We start from the raw sequence: 20,945 nt of genomic DNA on the forward strand, positions 1-20,945 counted from the left end.
ATCGATACGGGAGGCGCTTGCGATGGCAGCCGTTACGACCATGAACGAGGGCAGGCCCACCGCCGCCTGGGGTGCCGTCCTATCGATGGCGCTTTGCGTCGCGATGCTCATCGCCTCGGAGTTTATGCCGGTCAGCCTGCTTACGCCGATGGCGGCCGGGTTGAACGCGACCGAGGGCCAGACCGGGCAGGCGATCTCGGTGAGCGGGCTTTTCGCGATTGCTGCGAGCATGCTCGTCACGACCGTGGCCGGTCGGCTCGATCGCAAATGGGTGCTGGTTGCGATGACGGCGCTCATGCTGCTGTCGCTCGTTCTGGTCGCGGCCGCTCCGAACTTCGCCATGCTGATGCTGGGCCGCGCGCTGCTGGGCATCTGCATCGGCGGCTTCTGGGCGCTGGCCACGGCCGTCATCATGCGGCTGGTCCCCGCCGCCGACATGCCGCGGGCGCTGGCTCTCATGTATGGCGGCCAAGCGATCGCGGCCGCCTTCGCCGCACCGATCGGCAGCTATTTCGGCGGCCTGCTCGGCTGGCGCGCCGTCTTCTGGATGCTGGTCCCGATCGTCGCCGTCAATCTCGCCTGGCACGTGGTCTCGCTGCCTTCTCTCCCCGCCCGCGGCCGGCAGGACTTCCGCGGCATGATTGGCTTGCTTGCGCGACCACATTTCCGGCTCGGCCTCATCGCCGCCATGCTGTCCTGGGGCTCGGCTTTCACCATGTTCACCTATCTGCGCCCCTTCCTGGAGCAGGTCACCGGCGCCGACGTCGCCGTCCTCTCCATGCTGCTGCTCCTGCTGGGTTGCGCCGGATTCGCCGGCACCTGGGGGGCCGGTCGGTTCTTTACCGGCAGCATCGCGCCCTGGCTCAGGCTTCCCGCCCTCGTCATGGGCGGATGCACGCTCGGCCTGCTGCTATTGGGCAGTTCGGTCGTCGCTGCGGGCATGTTCCTGGCGATCTGGGGGGCGATGAACACCGCGATGTCGGTGATCTGGATGACCTGGATGTCCCGGACCGTCGACGATGCCCCGGAAGCCGCCGGCAGCCTGATGGTGGCCGCGATCCAGGCCTCGATCCTGCTGGGCGCGGTCCTCGGGGGCATCCTGCTCGACAGTCTTTCGATCGCCGCGACCTTCGCAGGAAGCGTCGCACTCGCTGCCGTGGCCGTCCTGCTGATCGGCGGCGGCCGATCCCTTCTCAAGCCGAACTGACCTCAACCGCAAGGGAGCATGCCATGACCCACGAACACACAGCATCCCGGAATGATCGATCTGCTCGACTGGACCGTCGCGGCCTCATGAAGCTGACGGGCGTGGGCGTGGCGATCGCCGCCGCCGCCTCACTCCGCCCGAACGCCGAGGCGCAGACACAGGCCCCCTCGGCCAGCTGGGACAAGACCTTTCCTCGCAGCGAGAAGGTCGACCACCGCAAGATGACCTTCAAGAACCGCTACGGCTTCACCCTCTCGGGCGACTTCTACCTGCCCAAGGCTCGCGGCGATGGATGGCTTGCGGCGATCGCGGTCGGCGGACCCTTCGGCGCGGTGAAGGAGCAGTCGTCGGGTCTCTATGCCCAGACCATGGCCGAGCGCGGCTTCGCTACGCTGGCCTTCGACGGGTCGTTCACGGGCGAGAGTACCGGCGAGCCGCGCAACGTCGCGTCGCCGGACATCAACACTGAGGACTTCAGCGCGGCCGTGGACTTCCTCGGCCTGCAGCCGATGGTGGACCGCGAGCGCATTGGCGTCATCGGCATCTGCGGCTGGGGCGGGATGGCGTTGAACGCCGTCGCGGTCGACAAGCGGGTCAAGGCCGTGGTCGCGAGCACGATGTACGACATGACCCGCGTCATGTCGAAAGGGTACAACGACAGCGTGACGCTCGAACAGCGGGCGAAGACGCTGGAACAGCTCAGCCGGCAGCGCTGGGAGGACGCGGCCAAGGGCACGCCGGCCTACCAGCCGCCCTATAACGATCGCAAGGGCGGCGAAGCGCAGTTCATGATCGACTACCACGACTATTATCGCACCCCGCGGGGCTATCACCCGCGGGCGGTGAACTCCGGCAACTCCTGGACCCAGACCACGCCGCTGTCTTTCATGAACATGCCGATTCTCACCTACATCAAGGAGATCGCGCCGCGACCCGTCCTGTTCGTCCACGGCGAGAAGGCGCATTCCAGGTACTTCGCCGAGACCGCCTATGCGGCCGCGGCAGAGCCGAAGGAGCTCATGATCATCCCCGGCGCCAGCCACGTCGACCTCTACGACAAGCCGGACGCGATCCCGTTCGACAAGCTGGCGAGCTTCTTCGACCGGCATCTCGTCGCCTGATTGCGACCCGACACGAAGCGTTCGGGCCGCCTGCCCTCCGACGTCGGCCCGAACGCTCGCGGGGCCGAGCCCCGCCCCTGGACCCGGCGGGCATCGGGGGACGACAATCATTGGGGAGCACCGGACAATGCCGCTCAGGACCATTGCGATCGCCAGCGCGATATTCCTAGGAACGATCGGAGCAGCCATGGCTCAGGAACGCATCAAGATCTCGTCGGAGTGGGGGGCCGTGACCGCCGTGCTCGCGGACAACGCCGCATCCAAAGCACTGCTTGGCATGCTGCCCCTGATCATCCCCATGACGGACCATCTTCGGCAGGAGAAAACGGGAAGCCTTCCGTCTGGCCTGCCACCCGCAGCGCGGCAGCGGGCTTTCAAGAACGGCACGATCGGACTTTGGGGCCCCGACCATTTCGTCGTGTACTACCGCGACGGTCAGGTCCCGCAGCCGGGCATCGTTATCCTCGGCGAGGTGACGGGCGGCGCCTCGCTCTTCGATCGAGAGGGACCAGTTTCGGTCCGGGTTGAGCGCGCGGATTAACGGCAACTCGCTGCGGCTGGTTACAACCAAGCTTCAGCTGCCTCCTCCCAGTCAGCCTTGCGCCGATGTCGTTGAAAAAGTCGTCGTTGCTGCGGGTGTGAAGTCCTGATTCAGTCGTCTTGGGCGGAGGGCGGCGCGATGATGGGTGAACGGCGGGTGGCGCAGGAGGCGCTGTTCTACGAGTTCAGTCTTGAGCGTCACGTGCCGGACGATCATTGGGTGCGGTCGATAGACCGGTTCGTCGATCTTTCCGAGATCCGCGCACATCTGCGGCCGTTCTACAGCGAGATGGGTCGGCCCTCGATCGATCCGGAGCTGATGATCCGGATGCTGCTCATCGGCTATTGCTTCGGCATCCGTTCCGAGCGGCGCCTGTGCGAGGAGGTGCACCTGAACCTCGCCTATCGCTGGTTCTGCCGGCTCGGGCTTGAGGGCGACGTTCCCGATCACTCGACCTTCTCGAAGAACCGGCATGGCCGCTTCCGCGAGAGCGATCTTCTGCGTGAGCTGTTCGAGACGACCGTCCGGCGTTGCATCGAAGAAGGGCTCGTGGGCGGAGAAGGCTTCGCGGTCGATGCCAGCCTGATCAAGGCCGATGCGAACAAGCAACGTTCCGCGGACGCCTCAGAGCTGGTCGACTGGCACGATCTCGCCCGGACGCGTCGCTCGGTGCGCGAATATCTCGATACGCTCGATGAGGCCGCCTGGGGCGCGGCGAGCGAGGCGAAGCCGAAGTTCGTGTCGCGCGCCGATCCGGCCGCGCAATGGACCGGCGCTTTGAAGGGGCATGCCTTCTTCGCCTACGCCACCAACTACCTGATCGACCTCGACCACGCCGTCATCGTCGATGTCGAGGCCAGCCGCGCCATCCGGCAGGCCGAAGTCGGCTCGGCCCGGACCATGCTCGACCGAACGCAGGAGCGTTTTGGCCTCTGGCCGGCCAGGCTAGCCGCCGACAGCGCCTATGGCTCGGCCGAGAACCTCGCCTGGCTGGTGCATAAGCGCGGGATCGAGCCGCATATCCCGGTCTTCGACAAATCCCAGCGCAGCGACGGCACCTTCAGCCGCTCCGACTTCGCCTATGACCACGCGCGCGATCGCTACACCTGCCCGGGCGGGAAGGAGTTGAGGCCGCGCCAGAAGGCCTATCGAACCGAGCGGCCGCTCGTCGATGACGAGGGCATGATGCGTTACCGCGCCAGCAAGTTCGACTGCGACGCCTGCTCGCTGAAGCCGCAGTGCTCACCCAACATGCCCGCTCGCAAGATCCTGCGCTCGATCCATGAGGGCGCCCGCGACATGGCCAGGGACATCGCCGAGACCGACGCCTATGTCACCTCGCGGCGCGAACGGAAAAAGGTCGAGATGCTGTTTGCTCACCTCAAGCGCATCTTGCGGCTCGACCGGTTGCGACTGCGCGGACCGAATGGCGCCAGAGACGAGTTCCACCTCGCCGCAGCAGCCCAGAACCTCAGGAAGCTCGCCAAACTCAAGCCAAACGGGCCGCAGGTCAGGCCTGCCTGACCAAGCGAAGCCCTACTCTGCTAAATCCGCTCCCCGCCAGCGCCGATCTCAGGGCCGACTTTTTCAACGGTATCCGCCACTTCCGGACGTTCGTGCCTTGCCAAGAAGCGGACATACAACAGGGTACAACAAGGGGGGTACCGCGACTGATTTCACGACGGCTGCAATGCGCGTGCGCCTTGGCACCGATGCTAGGCGCATCAGTAGAGGCAGCCGTTTTCATCAGCGAGGGAAGATGGAGCGAGCTCCTCAAAACTGAGGTACGAGCGCTATCACGTCTGGACCAGCGCGCTTAGCCGGATGGCTGGTTGGTATGGATTACAGTGGAGCTCAGGCGCCGTACGGAACATAAGTCGCGACGAAGCTGACGAGCTGGCTCTGCCGGGCCGTGCCGGTTTTCGAAAAAATCCTTTGAAGATGGGTTCGTGCCGTCGTCGTCGCGATGCCCATGCGTTTGGCCGCCAGGATCGTGTCGAGGCCCTCCACCACGAGCGCCAGCATGCGCGCCTCGGCAGCGGTCAGGCAGAATGCCCGACCGATCTCGGAGAGATTGCGAGCGATAGCCCGATAGGGATCGTCCACGGTGAGGACGAAAAGATCCAGGCCGAGGCCGCCCAGATGCACGGCGTCGACCGCGACCTGCCGCCCGTCCATCATCGCCAGCGGCAGCCGTGCGGCGTCGCCGGTCGTGCCCTTGCAGCAGCGCCTGAGCCAGGTCTGCAGTCGGGCGGCAAAATTCCGGTCGGTCGAGACAAAGCGCTTCGCCGATCCAAGGCCCTCCCGAGCAAGCGCCACGCCGGCGCTGTTGCCGAAACGGATTTGCAGATCGGCGTCGATGACCAGGAAAGCTTTGGCGCCGCAATCCAGCGCATCAAGCCCGTGATGCTCGATGCCCCAGGAGGGATGGGGCCGCGCGGAGCCGGTAGCCTGCAATGCGAACGACATCAGCTATTCTCGCGTTAGATCCCGGTCGCCGATCCTGTCTGCCATGCGGATCAGCCAGAGAATGGTTTCGCGCTCCTGTGAAACGAGTGCCGTTGAGCGCGAGGCCTTCACGGCGGCCTCCCGAAATTCCGACCATCTCAAATGGAAATCCGCCAAATCCCTGATGGGCATAAGTTCGACTCCGAGGGGTTTTTTAGTCATTGCGTTTTCTTCGCCAGCCACAACTCGCAGCTTATTCGGCCGCCGCGGCCGCTGGCGCGTGAAAAAACCGTGAAGCGCATTGTGGTGCGTCGCGGGAGGTTGCTAATCTTTGATTGCAGCGCGGGACGCTGCGTCATGGACGGCAAGCTTCGTCATGGACAGCAGGCTTCTTGAGATCAATCTCTTCGGCGCGTGCTCGGTTAGGTCGAGCGTGGCCGAGGGGTTCGAGATCACCGGCGCCAAGCACAAGGCTCTGTTCGTTCTGCTTGCGACCGCGCCGTTTGGCCGTCGCACGCGGTCGTTCCTGCAGGAAACGCTCTGGGGGGTGGCCTGCTACGACACGGGGCGCCAAAGCCTTCGTCGCGCGCTCGCCGACATCAAGGCCGTCATGGGCGACAGCTTCGGGGATCTCCTGACGAGCACCAACTCAGAGGTTTCGCTGGATCTCTCGCGCGTCACCTTCCTCGGACGGTCCGGCCAAGGCGCGTTTCTGGAAGGCCTGGACATCAAGGAGGCCGGCTTCGGACAATGGCTGTCCGGCATCCGCCAGAATCCGCGGCAGCTCGACGGCCTGTTCACCCTGGCGTCGAGCGCCGCTGGCGCATCGGTGCTTCCCGCCATCGCCGTCCTGCCCTTCCGCGCCGTCGGCAACGACGTCGCCGACGCGACCATCAGCGATTGGCTGGCGGAGGAAATCTGCCGGTCGCTCAGCCGCTCGCGACTGCTCTCGGTGATCTCGCACCTGTCCTGCCGCGAGCTTGCGCGGACCGGTATCGACATCGCGCAGGTCCGCTCGTCGCTGCGCGTCGATTTCTGCGTTGCCGGGAGCCTTCGGCGGTCGGGAGGGCAACTCGTGCTGGATGCCGATTTCATCGACGTGCGCTCCGGACGCATCCTGTGGACGCGCCAGACGAGCAATCCGATCGACAGCTTCTTCCAGGCTGCCGAGGACGGCATCGCGGCGATCGTCGGCTCAATCGGTGCCGCCATCGCCGACGAAGCGCTCAACCACGTCGCGGGCCGCCATCTGGCCGATGTGGAGGACCACCGCCTCGTCATCGCCGGCGTGCGCCTGATGAACCGGTCGACGCTTCACGACCTGGCGCGTGCGCGCGAGTTGCTGGAGGAAGCGCTGCGGCGCGCGCCTTATGTCGCCGAGACCCATGCCTGGCTCGGCAAGTGGTATTTCCTCAGCGTCTTCAACGGTTGGAGTACCGATACAGCTGCGGAAACGCAGCATGGGATCGACTGTACCGCCCGGGCGCTCGATCTTTCGCCCGACAACGCCTTCTGCCTAACCATCGACGGGCTCGCGCAGAACAATCTCCTGAAGCGGCTCGACGTCGCCGAGCAGCGCTACGCGACTGCACTGGCGATCAATCCCAACGAGGCCCTGTCCCTGCTGTTGCGCGGCGCGCTGCACGCCTTCCGCGACGAGGGGCCGGAGGCGATCCGGTCCGTCGAGCGGGCAAGACGGCTCTCGCCGATCGACCCGTTCCGATACTTCTACGAGTCCCTGAGCGCGACCGCGTATCTGTCGGCAGGCGCCTACGAGCGCGCGCTGGAGCTGGCGGAATCTTCGCTAATGCTCAACGATCGCCATGTCTCGACGCTGCGGGCCAAGATCATCGCGCTGCATAATCTCGATCGTGGCGACGAATTGAAGGCCGCAGGGCAGCAGCTGCGGCGGCACGTGCCCGATTTCACGATCGACGGCTATCTCCGCAGCCATCCGGCCTCGGATTCGAAATTCGGCCGCAAGGCGGTGGCGGCTCTCGCCGCCGCCGGGCTTTCCTAGAAGATCCGGGGAACGACATGTCGAGTGCAGGCGGTATCGGTGGAATCGGCGGGATAGGCGGCATCGGTGGAATTGGAGGCATAGGTGGTATAGGAGGCATAGGCGCGACGGGCGTCGGTCCCTTCGTTCCGGGCGGCGGTGCCAATCCGCTTCTGGCCCAGGGTTTGACCATCAACGCCCAGGCGATCGGTCATATCGGCGGCGTCGACGATACGGGCAACTCGGCAGAGGGCAGCTATGCCGAGCTTCCGGTCGGGCCGGCCGCGAACATGGACAGCTGGGCCGCATGGGTGCGCGCCTCGCTTTATCTCAGCGACGTTCTGAAGCGCCTCGACTGGACTCCCAGCAAGCGGCGAAGTGCGGCTGGAACGGAAGCCTTCAACGGGATCGAGATGACCTATGGTCCAAAGCCGCTCGTCACCCTGCAACGACCGAGCGTCGATCTCTTTCGGCGGCAGCTTCGCCACATCCGCGCCTATGCCGACCAGCGCGCCGACAGGGCGCCGGAGATCCTCACGCAGGTCGGTTATCCCGTCGATTATTTCGCCAGCGTACTCGGACTGAACGCCGATGCCAACAAGTCGACCTTTGAACTCATCGGCATCACGCAGGTCGTCACCTCGCATGTGGCGATGGTCGCCAAGCATCATCTTGCCTGTCGGCGGCCCGACCGTCTCGGTGCGACGACGATGGCGATGATCCCGACGCCGGCGCATGGGACCTTTCCGAGCGCCCATGCGGCGGAGGCCTTCGCGGTCGCGACCGTGCTGGAAGGCCTGCTCAGGAAACTGGATGCCAAGCCGCCGGCCGAGCACCACTTTCCCCAAAGCGGGCGGCTGATCAGACTGCTCTACAAGCAGGCGGAAAGGATCGCGGTCAATCGGACCGTCGCAGGCGTCCATTATCCAATCGACAGCTGGGCCGGCGCCGCGCTCGGCGAGGCGGTCGGCCAAATTATACTGGCCAAATGCCAGGGTGGCGACGTCACACCCCGGACCTACGAGGCCAAGGACGCCGACTTCCTGCTCGCCGACTTCCTCCCACGCATAACTGGCGGCATCGGCGATCCCGCGGCGAAGGGACTGCTGCGGGCGGCCTCGGGCAATCCTTTCCCGAGCAGTCCGCTGTTCGCCTGGCTCTGGGGCAAGGCCCTGAACGAGTTCAAACTCTGACGTTGCAGTCGCGGGAGCGCTCGGATCATGTCGCCAGACCAGCCGGGATCGGAGCGTCGCCCGCAGCTGACGGGCGCCTATGAGGAATGGACCTACGGGGCCGGCGCCGCCTATGCCAATCCGGAGGTGCCGCCCGCCGACACACGCTTCGTCAGCGCCATCGTCCGTCTTCCGCCGGGCGCACAACTCCGTGATTTCGCCGATGGGATCGAGACCAGAACCGCGAGCCGTGGCGAGCCGCTGGTCGCAAAGCTTCGACGTCCCCTGGTTTGGGGTGATCTTTCGACGACGGACCAGGCAACCTTCTGGCCGGTCGTGCTGGATTTCCAAGGCGGCGAACGCGACGAATTCGACATCTCGCGCATCGGCAGGGCGCTCGACGCACTGAGCCAGCCGGTTCGTCGCGCCTCGGCGGCGAATGGGGCCGAGGGCGAGCCGTCATTCGCGCTCGGCCCGCCGATGCTGGCCCACAGCGTGCAAGACGACGTAGCCGGCACGCTGTCCTACGCGGCCGATCCCGGCCTGCTCGCCAAGCTGGCTGCGGGCGGCAAGGCGGTGATCGTGGCAGTGATCGACGACGGCATTCCGTTCGCCCATCGCAACCTCCGGGTCGCCGATGGCGACGGCTCGCGCGTCGAGTTCTGCTGGCTGCAATCGGCGGAGGCGAACCCGAGCGGCCATGTCCCGTTCGGCCGCGAGTTCACGCGCGGCGCGATCGACGAACTCGTGCGCGCACACGGACCGGACGAGGATGCGATCTATCTCAGGGCGGGTGCCGTCGAACAGGGCGCGCGGCGTATTGCAACGATCAATCACGCCGCCAGCCACGGTGCGCATGTTCTCGACGCGGCAGCCGGCCGCAGGCCCGACGATGGCGGGGTTGATCTCGACCTGCTGCGCATCATCGCGGTCCAGCTGCCGGCCGCGGTCACTGCGGATACCTCGGGATATCGCAAGGACGCGTTCATCCTCAGCGCCCTGCACTACATCTTCGACCGGGCCGACCGGTTTGCCGCGACTCATCCTGGCGATGAAGCTGCATCGCTGCCGCTGATCGTCAACCTCAGCTACGGATACACCGGCGGCCCGCACGATGGCACCGACGCGCTCGAAATTGCGATGTCGCGAATGATCGAAGCACGGCAGGCGCAGGGAAAGCCGACGACGCTCGTCATGCCGGCCGGCAACAGCTTTGCCGAGCGGTTGAACGGAGAAATTTCCGCGGACCGGATGAACACCGGCGAGGCACATGCGATCGCCTGGTGCCTGCAACCCAATGATCGTACATCGAGCTATCTCGAGCTCTGGTTGCCGAAGGCGACCGGCGCGACCCGTTTCCAGCTGTCGATCACAGATCCGGACGGCGCCTCGTCCTTGACGGGCGCGACGCTGCTCGCGGATTGCGCGGCGGCGGATCAGCAAGGCGACGCGCCCGCCTTATCGAGCGACGTTTTCTGCGGCGAGCAACGCGTCGGCGGCGTCGTGATCGCTGCCTACAACGCTCATTGGACCCGAATTCTGATTGCGCTCGCTCCCACCGAGCCCGACGATGCCAGCCTGTCCGCAGCCCCGGCCGGCCGATGGACGATCGGCTTGGCCAAGGTTGGGGGCGCCGATCTGAACGCTCCGGTGGGCTGCCGCATCCAGCGCGATTTCGATCCGTTCGGTTATGCGAGGGGCGCTCGCCAGAGCTATTTCGATGATCCGCTGGATGCGCGTTTCACCGAAGACGGGGCGCCCGCGCGGGTGGACAACCCGGCACCGGCGTTCGTGCGGCGGCTGGGCACATTGAACGGCATCGCCACGCACGCGCATGTAACTGTCGTCAGCGGCTATTACGGCGATACCGGCCGGGCGACGGAGTATGCCGGTGCCGGGCGACGGCGCAGGCCCGGTTCATCCGCCGGCCCCGGAGACGTCCGCATGTCGGCGGCTTCGGACGATTCCACGGCGTTGCGCGGCGTGCTCGCCGCCGGGACACGCAGCGGAAGCACGGCGAGACTGTCGGGAACGAGCATGGCGGCCCCGCAGATTTCGCGCTGGATCGCAGTTCAACACCTGTCGCAAAACCCGATGCCGGCCCAGCCCGTCCCGCTGACGTTTCCGTCTGGCCCAATCGAGCTCGACGAGAGAACGACGCGCCTGAGCTAATCGATAGCACGGGTTCATCGCTCTTCGCCGCCGGCCGCTCCCGCCAAACTCACGCTTTCCTCACGCGCTTCCGCTGCCAATCGCGAGTTAGATCACCCTGCCGCTGCGGCAGGAAAGTTTGAAGTTAGCGCATGGCACGATGGCTCGTAAGCGACGCACCGCTGCTTCGCTCGCCAGCTTCCATCGCCGTCATTGACGCGTTCCCTCCTATCGCATCGCGGTCCGAGCCCCAGGCCCCCGGCACAGTCCGAGTGCCTCCTCTCTTATTCGGGGGTTCTACGATGCGTACGACAGCTATCGTTCTCTTGCTGCTGGCACTGGCCGGTCACGCCACACGAGCGCAAAGTCCGTCATCGGCCCCAAGCGACCTTCAGGTCGCGGCCTGCAAAAGTTGGAGCAAGCAGGTTCGGGCCACGGTCGGGCGCCTGAACGACCATGGACTTCTTGACGCCGACGATACAGCGGCCGTGAACAACCTGATTGAAATCATGGGCCATCGCTGCTCCCACGGCGACGCAGGTCGGATCTCGGCACTGTACGCGATCCTGCTTGACACCCTCGTCGACCAGAGACACCAGCCGTGACCACGCCTTCCGCGTTTCTGGATCTGGTCGGGTTTGCCGCCGCCTTCGCGACGGTCATCGCCTTCTGCTGCAAGCGCATGGCGCCGCTTCGCGCGGCTGCGATCACCGCCAATCTGCTTTTCATCACCTATGGCGCCCTGCTCGGCCTGATGCCGGTCCTCCTGCTCCATTGCGCGCTCCTGCCGCTGAACGTGGTGCGCTTCGGTGCCTGCCTTCGCGAGCGCCGGGCCGCGATCCGGCATCCGCAATAGGCGGCCAGCACCTCCCGACCGCCGCCGATCGCGCGGAACCCCGATGTTCAACTGGGACGCGGATTCAATGATGCTTCTGGTCACGTCGCTCGCCGTTCCCTACGCGCTGGTTTTGGCTTCACCGGGCCCCAACCTGCTTGTGATGCTTCGCGTCAGTCTTGCGGCCTCGATGCAACGAACGCTCGCGGCCGCTTTCGGCATCGCATGCGGTGCGACCCTGGCTGCTATGATCGCCTATCAGGGCTCGCTTCTCGTCGTCTGGGCCGACCAGCTCCGCGGGCCGTTCGCGTTCCTGCTTGCCGCGATCCTCGTCCGCTCCGCGATCCGCCTGAAGCGCCGCACGCGTCCGACCCGAGCCGAGTTCAACGGCGACACGGCGCCGCGAATTTCCAAGGCCTTCGGACTCGGAATCGTCTCCTCCCTGTCCAATCCCATGACAATCCCGTTCTTCCTCAGCTTCTTCGTCGCGCATCAAGCGTTCCACTCCGCCGCGTGGATGGCGCCAGCGGTTGTATTCGTCATGGCCGCGAGCTGGTTCTCGCTGGTGGGAATCTGCCTCGGCATGATTTCGCGGTTTAAGATCAACCTGATGATGCAGTTTAGCCTAAAGTTGGCGGTCTCGATTTCGATGACCGCTTATGCGATCTACGTGGTTTGTGCGGCTCTTTAGATGCGGACTTGTTTTATACTCAGCGGGCCGAGATTAGGTGTTTCATGACGCCGGAGGATCCTTTAGCCAAACACGACGGCGGCGTAGCGCCATTTCCTGACGTTAGCCGCTGCCGCAAAGCGCACGCGAATTAGAAAAATACGCCGAGATCGTCACGGCCGCCGTGGGCTGAGCCAAGACACGCGAGCCGGGAGCGGATCAGTCATCTGGCTCAGATGGCAGTAGGCGAAATGTCGACGTTTGACGGCATCGGAAATCTAGACCCAGCCACCATCGACGACATAGTGCTGTGCGGTGCAAGCCGAGGCTTCGTCCGAGGCTAAGAAGACCGTGAACCTAGCCAGTTCGTCCGGGACCAGCCTGCGCTTCAGGCATTGCCGGCGCATCAGCTCGGCCTCGCCTTCAGGCGTCAGCCATTTCTCGATCTGTCGCTCCGTCATGATCCAGCCCGGCGCGATCGCGTTCACGCGAACGTTGAAGGGGCCGTAGTCCCGCGCCAGCGAGCGCGTCAGTCCGATGACGCCCGACTTGCTCGCCGTATACGCCGCCATTCCGCCCTGACCGGCCATCCATGAGGTGGAGCCGAAATTGATGATGACGCCGCCGTTGGCAGCCTTCATCTCCGGCAGCACCGCCTGCGCGGCGAAGAACTGGTGCTTCAGGTTCACAGCGATGCGCTCGTCCCAGTACTCGGGCGTGACGTCGTCGGTCGCATGGCGCTCGTCATGGGCGGCGTTGTTGACGAGGATCTCGGTCGGGCCGTGGCGACGTCGTGACGCCTCGATGCCGGCCTGGAGAGCGCGGATATCCCGCAGATCCACCTTATGGAAATGTACAGATCCCCCACTCTCCCGGAGCTCTTGCGCGAGCGCCTCGCCGGCGTCGCGCAGAATGTCGAACAGGATGACGGTCGATCCTTGCGCGGCGAAGGCCCGGGAGATTGCCGCGCCGATCCCGGAGGCGCCGCCGGTCACAAGAACGACCCTGCCGGCAAGGTCTGAGTAAACGGCGGCCATGGCATGCTCCGGACTCTGCTGCGCCGACCAGTGGGCGGTGTGGCGCCGCCAAACTCTATAGCGCATTTTTTGAGTTGCGCACCTCAGGATCTGAGATAGCTTGAGATCAACCCGCATCAGACGGGACCAGGGAGGATGCAATGCGATTTCTCACGAAGTTGGCGCTTGCTGCTGCAGGATTGACGCTCACTGTCGGCGCCGCTGCCGCACAGACCACCATCCGCTGGCTCCACATCGAGCAGAACCCGGCCCAGGTGAAGATCTGGGAGGAGGTCGCCCGGCGCTTCGAGGCCAAGAATGCCGGCGTCAAAGTCGAGATGCAGTTCCTTGAAAACGAGGCCTACAAGGCCAAGCTTCCGACCGTGCTGCAATCGCGCGATCGGCCCCACATCCTATATTCCTGGGCCGGCGGCGTGCTGAGGACGCAAGTGGAGGCAGGCGTGCTGGAGGACATCACGGCGGGCGTCGGCGCCTACAAGGACAATCTCTCTGCCGGCGCGGTCGAGGCCTTCACGGTCGGCAGCAAGCTCTATGGCCTGCCCTATACGGTCTCGCAGGTTGGCTTCATGTACAACAAGGACCTCTTCGCCAAGGCCGGGGTTGACGGCGGCACCATCAAGAGCTGGGACGATTTCCTGGTCGGAGTGAAGAAGCTCAAGGCGGCCGGCATAACGCCGATCGCCGTCGGTGGCCAGGACAAATGGCCGTTGCACTTCTACTGGACCCATCTCGCCGTCCGGCTCGGCGGCAAGCCGGCCTTCGAGGCCGCGCTCAAGGGCCAGAATGGCGGCTTCGAGGGCGAGACCTTCCAGAAGGCCGGCGAATTAATGAAGCAGCTGGTCGATCTCGAACCCTTCCAAACCGGCTTCCTCGGCTTCAAGAACCAGCAGGCGCTTGGCTTCTTCGGTGATGGCAAGGCCGCGATGAACCTGGCGATCTCGCATCATTCCGCGACGCAGCGCGCGCTCGCCGCCGACAAGAAGGGTATCGCCGAGGACAACCTCGGCTGGATCGACTTCCCGATGCCCGCAGGCGGCAAGGGCCAGCCCTCGGATACGCTCGGCGGCGTCAATGGCTGGATCATCACCAAGGGCGCGCCAAAGGAAGCGGTCGAGTTCGTCAAGTTCTTCATCTCGGACGAAGTCCAGCGCGAACTCTCCAAGCAGAATTTCATCATCCCGACCTTTAAGGGCGCGGAATTGTCCCTGAGCGCCGCCTTCATGCAGAACGTCGCCAAAAACATCGCCGCATCGCAGTATCACCAGAACTTCTACGACCAGGATCTGGGACCCTCGGTCGGCCGGGTGGTCAATGACGCGACGGCCGAGATTGCCGGCGGCTCAATGACGCCCAAGCAAGCCGCCAAGGCGATCCAGGAGGCGTTCAAGCAGGGCAATTGAGCCCGGCATCCCTGCGTCAACCTTGGAAAGCGATACCGATGTCTCAGCACAGCGCTGCCGCCGTCATCCGCGGTAGGCCTGCGGCTCCGGCTCCGGCTGCGCGCCGCAAAGTGACGACCGACGGACAGATCGGCGCCCTCCTGCTATTCCTGCCGCCGGCTCTACTGCTGTTCACGCTCTTCGTCGTGATGCCGATCGGGGAGGCGGCCTGGTATTCCGGTTTCAACTGGAACGGCTTTGGCACGCCGACCCGCTGGATCGGCTTCGACAACTACCGCTTCGTCTTCGATACCCGCGGCTTCGGCATCGCCTTCCGCAATAACCTGCTGATCATCGCGGTCTCGCTGGTAATCCAGTTGCCCATCGCGCTGACGCTGGCTTTGCTGCTCGCCGAGAAATTCCTCGGCTCGTTGGCGCTGCGGATGTTGTTCTTCCTGCCCTATGTGCTGGCCGAGGTGGCGACGGGCCTGATCTTCAGCTTCATCTATGACGGCAATTATGGCCTGCTCGCATCGATCTACCGGATGTTCGGAGCCGAGGCGCCGCATCTGCTCGCCAGCACGCAGACCTCGATGCTGGCGATCCTGATCGTCGTCGTCTGGAAGTATTTTGGCTTCCACATGATGCTGTTCATTGCCGCGTTGCAGGGCATGGACCGCAATCTAGTCGAGGCTGCGCGCATCGACGGGGCGTCGCGCTGGCAGGTGCTGCACCATATCGTGATCCCGCTGCTCTATCCGACGATCCGCCTCTCGGTGTTCTTTGCCGTAGTCGGCTCGTTGCAGCTCTTCGACCTCGTCATGCCGCTGACCCGGGGCGGACCGGCCGATTCCTCCAATACGATGGTCAGCTTCCTCTATAATAACGGCGTCTCGCGCATGCGCGTCGGCTATGGCAGCGCCATCGGTGTCATCCTCTTCGTGATCTGCGTGACCTTCGCGATCACCTACAAACGCTGGTTCATGCGCGATGAGTGAAGCCGCCATCGCCGGCCACCGGCCGCTCGACCTCATCCTCGTCTACAAGATCCTGTTTCTCGGAATCGTGGCGCTGTTCGTCGCCGTGCCGCTGCTTGCGACCCTGCTCGGCGGCTTCAAGACGCTGGGTGAATTGCGCACCAACCCGTTCGGCCTGCCGCAAACCTGGGAATGGCAGAACTACACCGGCATCCTATTCTCCGGCCGCTACTGGCAGATGCTGTGGAACTCGTTCGTGATTTCGGGCTTCACCGTTCTGCTGACGCTGATCGTGGCCTCGATGGCGGCCTTCGCCTTCGCCCATATCCGCTTCTTCGGCTCCTCGATGCTGCTGAGCTATCTCACCATGGGGCTGCTGTTTCCGGCCGCGACGGCGATCCTGCCGCTGTTCATCAAGGTCCGCGATCTCGGCCTGCTGGATAATTACTTCGGCGTGATCCTGCCGCAGGTCGCATTCGGCCTCGCCATGAGCATCTTGCTCCTGCGGCGCTTCTTTAAGGACCTGCCGCATGAATTGCTGGAGGCGGCGCTGGTCGACGGCTGCAGCTATTTCGCCTTCTTCCGCCATGTGACCCTGCCGCTGTCGCGGCCGATCCTCGCCACGGTCGGCACCATCACCTTCGTCCATAGCTGGAACAGCTATTTGCTGCCGCTGGTGATGCTGAACTCCGAGCAGCTTTATCCCTGGCCGCTCGGCATCATGATCTATCAGGGCGAATTCTCGTCGGAATGGCACCTGATCCTGGCGTTCATCACGCTCACTTTGCTACCGACGGTGCTGCTCTTCATCCTCGCGCAGAAGCACATCGTCGCGGGGCTTACCGCCGGCGCGGTCAAGGGCTGACGCCGTTTCAACGAACCGACATCGGGCAACATCTGTGGAGACGAGCATGCGCAAGGTCGGGATAGGCATCATTGGCTGCGGCAACATCAGCACGAAATATCTGGAGGCGCTCAAGCACTTCCCAATGGTCGAGCTCAAGGCCGTCGCGGATATGCGCAGTGCCGCAGCCGAGAAGCGCGGCGCCGAATTCGGCGCGCCGGGCCTGCGCGTCGACCAGTTGCTCAAGCGCGACGATGTCGAGATTGTGGTCAATCTCACGGTGCCGCTGGCCCATACCGATGTCAGCCTCGCGGTCCTCAACGCTGGCAAGCATGTCCATTCCGAGAAGCCGCTCGGCATCAACACCGTCGAGGCCCGCAAGGTCATGGAGCTCGCGGCCCAGAAGGGCCTGCGTGTCGGCTGCGCCCCGGACACCTTCCTCGGCGGAGGCCACCAGACGGCACGCAAGCTGATTGACGACGGAGCGATCGGCAAGCCGGTGGCGGGCAGCGCCTTTTTCGGCTGCCCCGGCCATGAGAGCTGGCATCCGGCGCCGGGCTTCTACTATCTGCGCGGCGGCGGACCCATGCTCGACATGGGGCCCTATTACATCACCGATCTCGTGCAACTGCTCGGGCCTGTGGCAGGGGTAGTGGGTTCGACGGCGCGGCCGCGCTCCGAGCGGCTCGTCAACAGCCCGCCGATGAAGGGCGCGCTGATCCCCGTCGAGGTCGACACCCATGTCGCGGGCACATTGGAGTTCGACAACGGAGCTGTGGTCTCGATCACGATGAGTTTCGACGTGCCCCAGCACAGCCATTCGCCGATCGAGATCCATGGCGACAAGGCGAGTCTGCTGGTGCCCGATCCCAATAAGTTTGGCGGCGAGGTCAAGATCGCCAAGCCGCGCGGCGCATGGGAAACGATCCCCCTTTCCCATGGTCACGCCGATGGCGAGTTCCGCTCGATCGGCGTGGCGGACATGGCCGCCTCGCTCCTGAGCAACCGGCCGCATCGCGCCAGCGGCGAGCTCGCCTTCCATGTGCTGGAGGTGATGGAGGCGTTCCAGACATCGTCCAATGAGGGCCGGCGGGTCAAAATCGAAAGCCGCGTCGACCGGCCTGCTGCCATGCCCGCCGGCCGTGCCACCGGCCAGATTGATTGAACCAGGGGATCACGAGAATGCGCAAGGCGATGATAGTGTGGGGCGGCTGGGCGGGTCACGACCCGGATCTCTGCGCCTCGATGATGCGCGGTTGGCTCAAGGCGGAGGGTTTCGAGGTCCGGGTCGACACCTCGACCGAGGTCTTCCTCGATCCGAGCATCCGCGACCTCTCCCTGATCGTGCCGATCTACACCATGTCGAAGATCGAGAAGCCCGAGGCGCTGGCGCTGTGCGAGGCCGTGCGCGGCGGTGTCGGGCTCGCCGGCCATCATGGTGGCATGGCCGATGCTTTCCGCGATTCTGTGGACTACCAGTTCATGTGCGGCGGGCAGTGGGTTGCCCATCCCGGCAACATCATCGACTACAAGGTCGATATCACGAGGCCGGACGACCCGATCATGGCCGGGATCAGCGGTTTCGAGCATCGGTCGGAGCAGTATTACATGCATGTCGATCCGGCCAACGAGGTCCTGGCGACGACGCGGTTCAATGGCGATCATGCGTCCTGGATCGACGGCGTCGAGATGCCGGTCGTCTGGAAGAAGCGCTACGGCGACGGCCGCGTCTTCTACTGTTCGCTCGGCCACCGCGCCTATGAGTTGGACGTGCCGGAGATCCGCACGATGCTGACGCGCGGGATGCTCTGGGCGGCGCGCTGATGGGAGCTGGCGAGGCAGGGTTGATCGGCCGCGCGACGCTCGAGGATGTCGCGCGTGCCGCGGGCGTGTCGCTCGCGACCGCCGACCGCGTCGTGAACCGCCGCGACGGCGTGCGCGACAAGACGATCGCGCGGGTCGAGGCCGCCGTCTCGCTGCTCGGCTACAGGCCGGACCCCGCCGCCGCCCGCCTGGCCCGCAACCAGAGCTTCCGCTTCCTCTTCGTCCTGCCCAGCGGCGCCAACAGCTTCATGAACCTGCTGGGCGACCAGGTTGCGCGCACCGCCGATTGGCTGGCCGCCCAACGTGCCTTCATCGACGTCGAATATGTCGACGTCTTTGATGCCGACGCCTTGGCGCGCGTGCTGGAAAATCTCCTGCCGGGCTATCACGGCGTCGCCACGATCGCGCTCGATCATCCGCGCGTGCGTGCCGCCATCGACGATCTCGCCGATCGCGGCGTCCCCGTCGTGACGCTCGTCTCCGACGTGCCGAGCGCGCGGCGCCTGCATTATGTCGGCATCGACAATCCGGCCGCCGGGCGCACGGCGGCCAATCTCATGGGCCGTTTCCTGCGTGGACGCCAAGGCACCGTCGGCGTGATCGCGGGCTCGCTGTCGCTGCGCGACCACGCCGAGCGCCTCTACGGCTTCAACCAGGTGATGGCGGGCGAGTATCCCAACCTGACCATGCTGCCGGTGGTGCAGGGCCGCGACGACAACGAATTGACGCTTGCCGGCACGAAGGCGTTGCTGGAGCGGCATGACCATCTCGTCGGCCTCTACAATGTCGGCGCCGGCAGTCGCGGCGTCGCGGCGGCGCTGCAGGAAGCCGGGCGCGCCCAGGAGATCGTCTGGATCGCACATGAACTGACGCCGCATACGCGGCGCTTCCTGGTGCATGGCGAGGTCGACGCGATCATCAGCCAGAATCCCGGGCACGAGGCGCGCTCGGCGGCGCGCGTGCTGCTGGCGCATTGCTCCGGCGACCAGCTGGTGCCGGATCAGGAACACATCGGGATCGACATTTTCCTCAGGGACAATCTGCCTTGATCGCGGAGCGCGCAACGGCAGGTCGCAACTCCCCCGCGCGCGTGGACGAATGCGTCAAGGGCAGCGATGCCAAATCCAAGCTTGACCGCTCGCCCCTTTCTTTGGTGAGTTTTCAGGTGCGCGTCATCGCTGCTATCTGTGCAATTGTATCTATTCTTTCAGCATCTTCAACAGACCATGCTTCTCAAGTAGGCATCTAATTGTACGGCTTGATGTCGGGGTATATTGCCTCTCGCGCCGACACTTCCTAGCGATTGACGGAAAATCAACTGCTTCGGATCGTCGAGGCATCCAAGAGCTCAGGTCGTCCGGACATCTGGTAACGGTGGAGCGGACAAGGATCCTTCGACCACCGGTCCCGGCAAGCCCGGTGCGAACGTCGATATGATCGATCCCAGAGTGGTCCATTTCGAGTTGCCACAGGAGCAGCTCAGGGCCGTCGGCTGGCAGATGACCTGTCTCATACAGTTATCGGCGGCGCCTCAGGGTTCCAATGTGTTGACGACCGCTTCACCAGCGTGCCGGGGAAGCGCAGGTCCAGAGGTCCAGCCCACGGCGTGGAATCTGGCATCGCCCGCGTGATCGCCTCCTCCACGATTCTGTCGATCGGGTGCTGAATTGTCGTGAGCTGGTAATGGGGCCAGGACGACATCGCAATGTCGTCGAAGCCAGCCACCGCAATGTCCCGGGGGATGTTCAACCCGCGCTCGTCGCGCAAGGCGTCCATGCCGCCGACCGCGAGGATGTCGTTGGCGAAGAAGACAGCCTCGGGTCGGCTCGCGCTTGACAGGTGATGCGCCGCTTTCCATCCGGCCATGTAGCTGTATTCGCCGGCGCTCAACGCGTCGGTCAGCGTCATGCCATGCTCGGCGATCCGCGTGATGAACGCATCCCGCCTCTCGCGGGCGATTACCGTATGCGCGAGCCCCCCGATATAAGCGACCTTGCGTACGCCGAGATCGTGGAAATGGTCAGCGACGGCGCGAGCGCCCGCCACGCTGTCGCATGAGACCGACGGAAGGTCCGTCTCAGCCGCCACCCGGTTCACCAGAAGCATCTGGCGCCCCTCGGCTGCCCAGAGCAGATCCCTGGCGGACAGCACCGTCGCCGAGATCACGATCACCGACGAGACATGGTGCAGTTTCAGCGCCGCGAGCTGCTGCTTCACGTCGGCGCCGAGCGTGATGTTAAACAGCAGCGTCTGGAGCCTTGCCTCCTGGAGCGCCTGGGTCATGCGCTCGAGCAGCACGGAATAGAACGGATTCCTCAAATCCGAGATCACAAGTCCGACGATATCGCGCGATTGACCAGACAGGGTTCGCTCGGGGCTCGGGCTGTAACCGAGGCGTTCGGCCGCCGAGAGCACGCGAGCGCGCAACCGCGGCGAGATGGACGCACCGGGCGTGAAGGCGCGCGAGACGGCCGATTGGCTGACGCCGATAAGCTGCGCCAGATCGCGCGATGTCAAAGTCCGTTCGCTCATGGCCATTCTAAAACACGTTTGCATCAGTGATGCAAGAATTTGATTCGTCGTAATCAACGAGCATTTCGAAATTTGCTGAATTTTTCATGCCATCTACTGCGCCACAGTGCCGCTTTTGATCAGAGAAGCACCGATTCTGGATGAAGCGTGGATTAATTCCAGAGATGATCGAAAACGTCTTGAATGACAATTCAGCCCGCGCTAGGCT

Annotated in this window: 21 protein-coding genes; 17 read left to right on the forward strand and 4 right to left on the reverse strand. The window is 64.4% G+C overall.

Annotated elements, in window-relative coordinates; all coding sequences use genetic code 11:
* Positions 1-22: 22 nt before the first annotated feature.
* From NWE53_RS27975 to NWE53_RS27990, 4 genes are all read left to right on the forward strand, one after another.
* Positions 23-1,207, forward strand: coding sequence for an MFS transporter (locus tag NWE53_RS27975; RefSeq protein ID WP_265055469.1), 1,185 nt, complete (start codon positions 23-25; stop codon positions 1,205-1,207).
* A gap of 23 nt (positions 1,208-1,230) precedes the next feature.
* On the forward strand, positions 1,231-2,328 hold the full coding sequence (locus NWE53_RS27980) for an alpha/beta hydrolase (protein WP_265055470.1): 1,098 nt from the start codon (positions 1,231-1,233) through the stop codon (positions 2,326-2,328).
* Positions 2,329-2,455: 127 nt separating this feature from the next.
* Positions 2,456-2,869, forward strand: a complete 414-nt coding sequence (locus tag NWE53_RS27985; protein ID WP_265055471.1) for a cyclophilin-like fold protein — start codon at positions 2,456-2,458, stop codon at positions 2,867-2,869.
* Between the two features lie 138 nt (positions 2,870-3,007).
* Positions 3,008-4,393 carry an IS1182 family transposase gene (locus tag NWE53_RS27990; RefSeq protein ID WP_265051783.1) on the forward strand — a complete coding sequence of 462 codons (1,386 nt, stop codon included), beginning with the start codon at positions 3,008-3,010 and terminating at the stop codon, positions 4,391-4,393.
* 330 nt (positions 4,394-4,723) lie between these two features.
* On the opposite strand, the gene NWE53_RS27995 is transcribed toward NWE53_RS27990, so the two are convergent.
* Entirely contained in the window at positions 4,724-5,338 is a 615-nt protein-coding gene (locus NWE53_RS27995) for a helix-turn-helix transcriptional regulator (protein ID WP_265055472.1), read from the reverse strand.
* Positions 5,339-5,479: 141 nt separating this feature from the next.
* Here NWE53_RS27995 and NWE53_RS28000 point away from each other — a divergent pair, with 141 nt between their 5' ends.
* From NWE53_RS28000 to NWE53_RS28015, 4 genes are all read left to right on the forward strand, one after another.
* Positions 5,480-5,713 carry a hypothetical protein gene (locus tag NWE53_RS28000; RefSeq protein WP_265055473.1) on the forward strand — a complete coding sequence of 78 codons (234 nt, stop codon included), beginning with the start codon at positions 5,480-5,482 and terminating at the stop codon, positions 5,711-5,713.
* Entirely contained in the window at positions 5,694-7,337 is a 1,644-nt protein-coding gene (locus tag NWE53_RS28005) for a hypothetical protein (protein ID WP_265055474.1), read from the forward strand. The genes NWE53_RS28000 and NWE53_RS28005 overlap by 20 nt, the downstream gene beginning before the upstream one ends.
* 17 nt (positions 7,338-7,354) lie before the next feature.
* Positions 7,355-8,509: a phosphatase PAP2 family protein gene (locus NWE53_RS28010; RefSeq protein WP_265055475.1), complete on the forward strand. Its 1,155-nt coding sequence runs from the start codon at positions 7,355-7,357 to the stop codon at positions 8,507-8,509.
* A gap of 126 nt (positions 8,510-8,635) precedes the next feature.
* Complete coding sequence (locus tag NWE53_RS28015; RefSeq protein ID WP_265055476.1) at positions 8,636-10,660, forward strand: S8/S53 family peptidase; 2,025 nt, start codon at positions 8,636-8,638, stop codon at positions 10,658-10,660.
* A 350-nt stretch (positions 10,661-11,010) separates the two neighbouring features.
* Here the strand turns inward: NWE53_RS28015 and NWE53_RS28020 are convergent, their stop codons facing one another.
* Positions 11,011-11,157, reverse strand: coding sequence for a hypothetical protein (locus NWE53_RS28020; protein ID WP_265055477.1), 147 nt, complete (start codon positions 11,155-11,157; stop codon positions 11,011-11,013).
* Between the two features lie 83 nt (positions 11,158-11,240).
* On the opposite strand from NWE53_RS28020, the gene NWE53_RS28025 reads away from it, so the two are divergent.
* Positions 11,241-11,495: a hypothetical protein gene (locus tag NWE53_RS28025; RefSeq protein WP_265055478.1), complete on the forward strand. Its 255-nt coding sequence runs from the start codon at positions 11,241-11,243 to the stop codon at positions 11,493-11,495.
* A 67-nt stretch (positions 11,496-11,562) separates the two neighbouring features.
* Entirely contained in the window at positions 11,563-12,165 is a 603-nt protein-coding gene (locus tag NWE53_RS28030) for a LysE family translocator (RefSeq protein WP_265055479.1), read from the forward strand.
* 257 nt (positions 12,166-12,422) lie between these two features.
* Here the strand turns inward: NWE53_RS28030 and NWE53_RS28035 are convergent, their stop codons facing one another.
* Positions 12,423-13,181, reverse strand: coding sequence for an SDR family NAD(P)-dependent oxidoreductase (locus NWE53_RS28035; RefSeq protein ID WP_265055480.1), 759 nt, complete (start codon positions 13,179-13,181; stop codon positions 12,423-12,425).
* A 140-nt stretch (positions 13,182-13,321) separates the two neighbouring features.
* On the opposite strand from NWE53_RS28035, the gene NWE53_RS28040 reads away from it, so the two are divergent.
* Genes NWE53_RS28040 through NWE53_RS28070 form a run of 7 tightly spaced genes read left to right on the forward strand, consistent with a single transcriptional unit; the run spans position 13,322 to position 19,454 of the window.
* A complete protein-coding gene (locus NWE53_RS28040) occupies positions 13,322-14,581 on the forward strand; it encodes an extracellular solute-binding protein (RefSeq protein ID WP_265055481.1) in 1,260 nt (419 codons plus the stop codon).
* A 38-nt stretch (positions 14,582-14,619) separates the two neighbouring features.
* Complete coding sequence (locus tag NWE53_RS28045) at positions 14,620-15,558, forward strand: carbohydrate ABC transporter permease (RefSeq protein WP_265055482.1); 939 nt, start codon at positions 14,620-14,622, stop codon at positions 15,556-15,558.
* Positions 15,551-16,402 carry a carbohydrate ABC transporter permease gene (locus tag NWE53_RS28050; protein ID WP_265055483.1) on the forward strand — a complete coding sequence of 284 codons (852 nt, stop codon included), beginning with the start codon at positions 15,551-15,553 and terminating at the stop codon, positions 16,400-16,402. The genes NWE53_RS28045 and NWE53_RS28050 overlap by 8 nt, the downstream gene beginning before the upstream one ends.
* 46 nt (positions 16,403-16,448) lie before the next feature.
* Positions 16,449-17,546 (forward strand): Gfo/Idh/MocA family protein, encoded by a 1,098-nt coding sequence (locus tag NWE53_RS28055; protein WP_265055484.1) that lies wholly within the window; start codon positions 16,449-16,451, stop codon positions 17,544-17,546.
* Positions 17,547-17,563: 17 nt separating this feature from the next.
* Positions 17,564-18,205 carry a ThuA domain-containing protein gene (locus NWE53_RS28060; protein WP_265055485.1) on the forward strand — a complete coding sequence of 214 codons (642 nt, stop codon included), beginning with the start codon at positions 17,564-17,566 and terminating at the stop codon, positions 18,203-18,205.
* The gene (locus tag NWE53_RS28065; RefSeq protein WP_265055486.1) at positions 18,205-19,254 is read left to right on the forward strand and encodes a LacI family DNA-binding transcriptional regulator; all 1,050 of its coding nucleotides are present in this window, start codon (positions 18,205-18,207) and stop codon (positions 19,252-19,254) included. Before NWE53_RS28060 ends, NWE53_RS28065 begins: the two co-directional genes overlap by 1 nt.
* The gene (locus NWE53_RS28070; protein WP_265055487.1) at positions 19,251-19,454 is read left to right on the forward strand and encodes a hypothetical protein; all 204 of its coding nucleotides are present in this window, start codon (positions 19,251-19,253) and stop codon (positions 19,452-19,454) included. The genes NWE53_RS28065 and NWE53_RS28070 overlap by 4 nt, the downstream gene beginning before the upstream one ends.
* Positions 19,455-19,714: 260 nt before the next feature.
* Here the strand turns inward: NWE53_RS28070 and NWE53_RS28075 are convergent, their stop codons facing one another.
* Complete coding sequence (locus tag NWE53_RS28075; RefSeq protein WP_265055488.1) at positions 19,715-20,737, reverse strand: LacI family DNA-binding transcriptional regulator; 1,023 nt, start codon at positions 20,735-20,737, stop codon at positions 19,715-19,717.
* Positions 20,738-20,945: the final 208 nt, after the last annotated feature.

Origin of the sequence: Bosea sp. NBC_00550 (assembly GCF_026020075.1) — a bacterium.
Classification (GTDB): domain Bacteria; phylum Pseudomonadota; class Alphaproteobacteria; order Rhizobiales; family Beijerinckiaceae; genus Allobosea.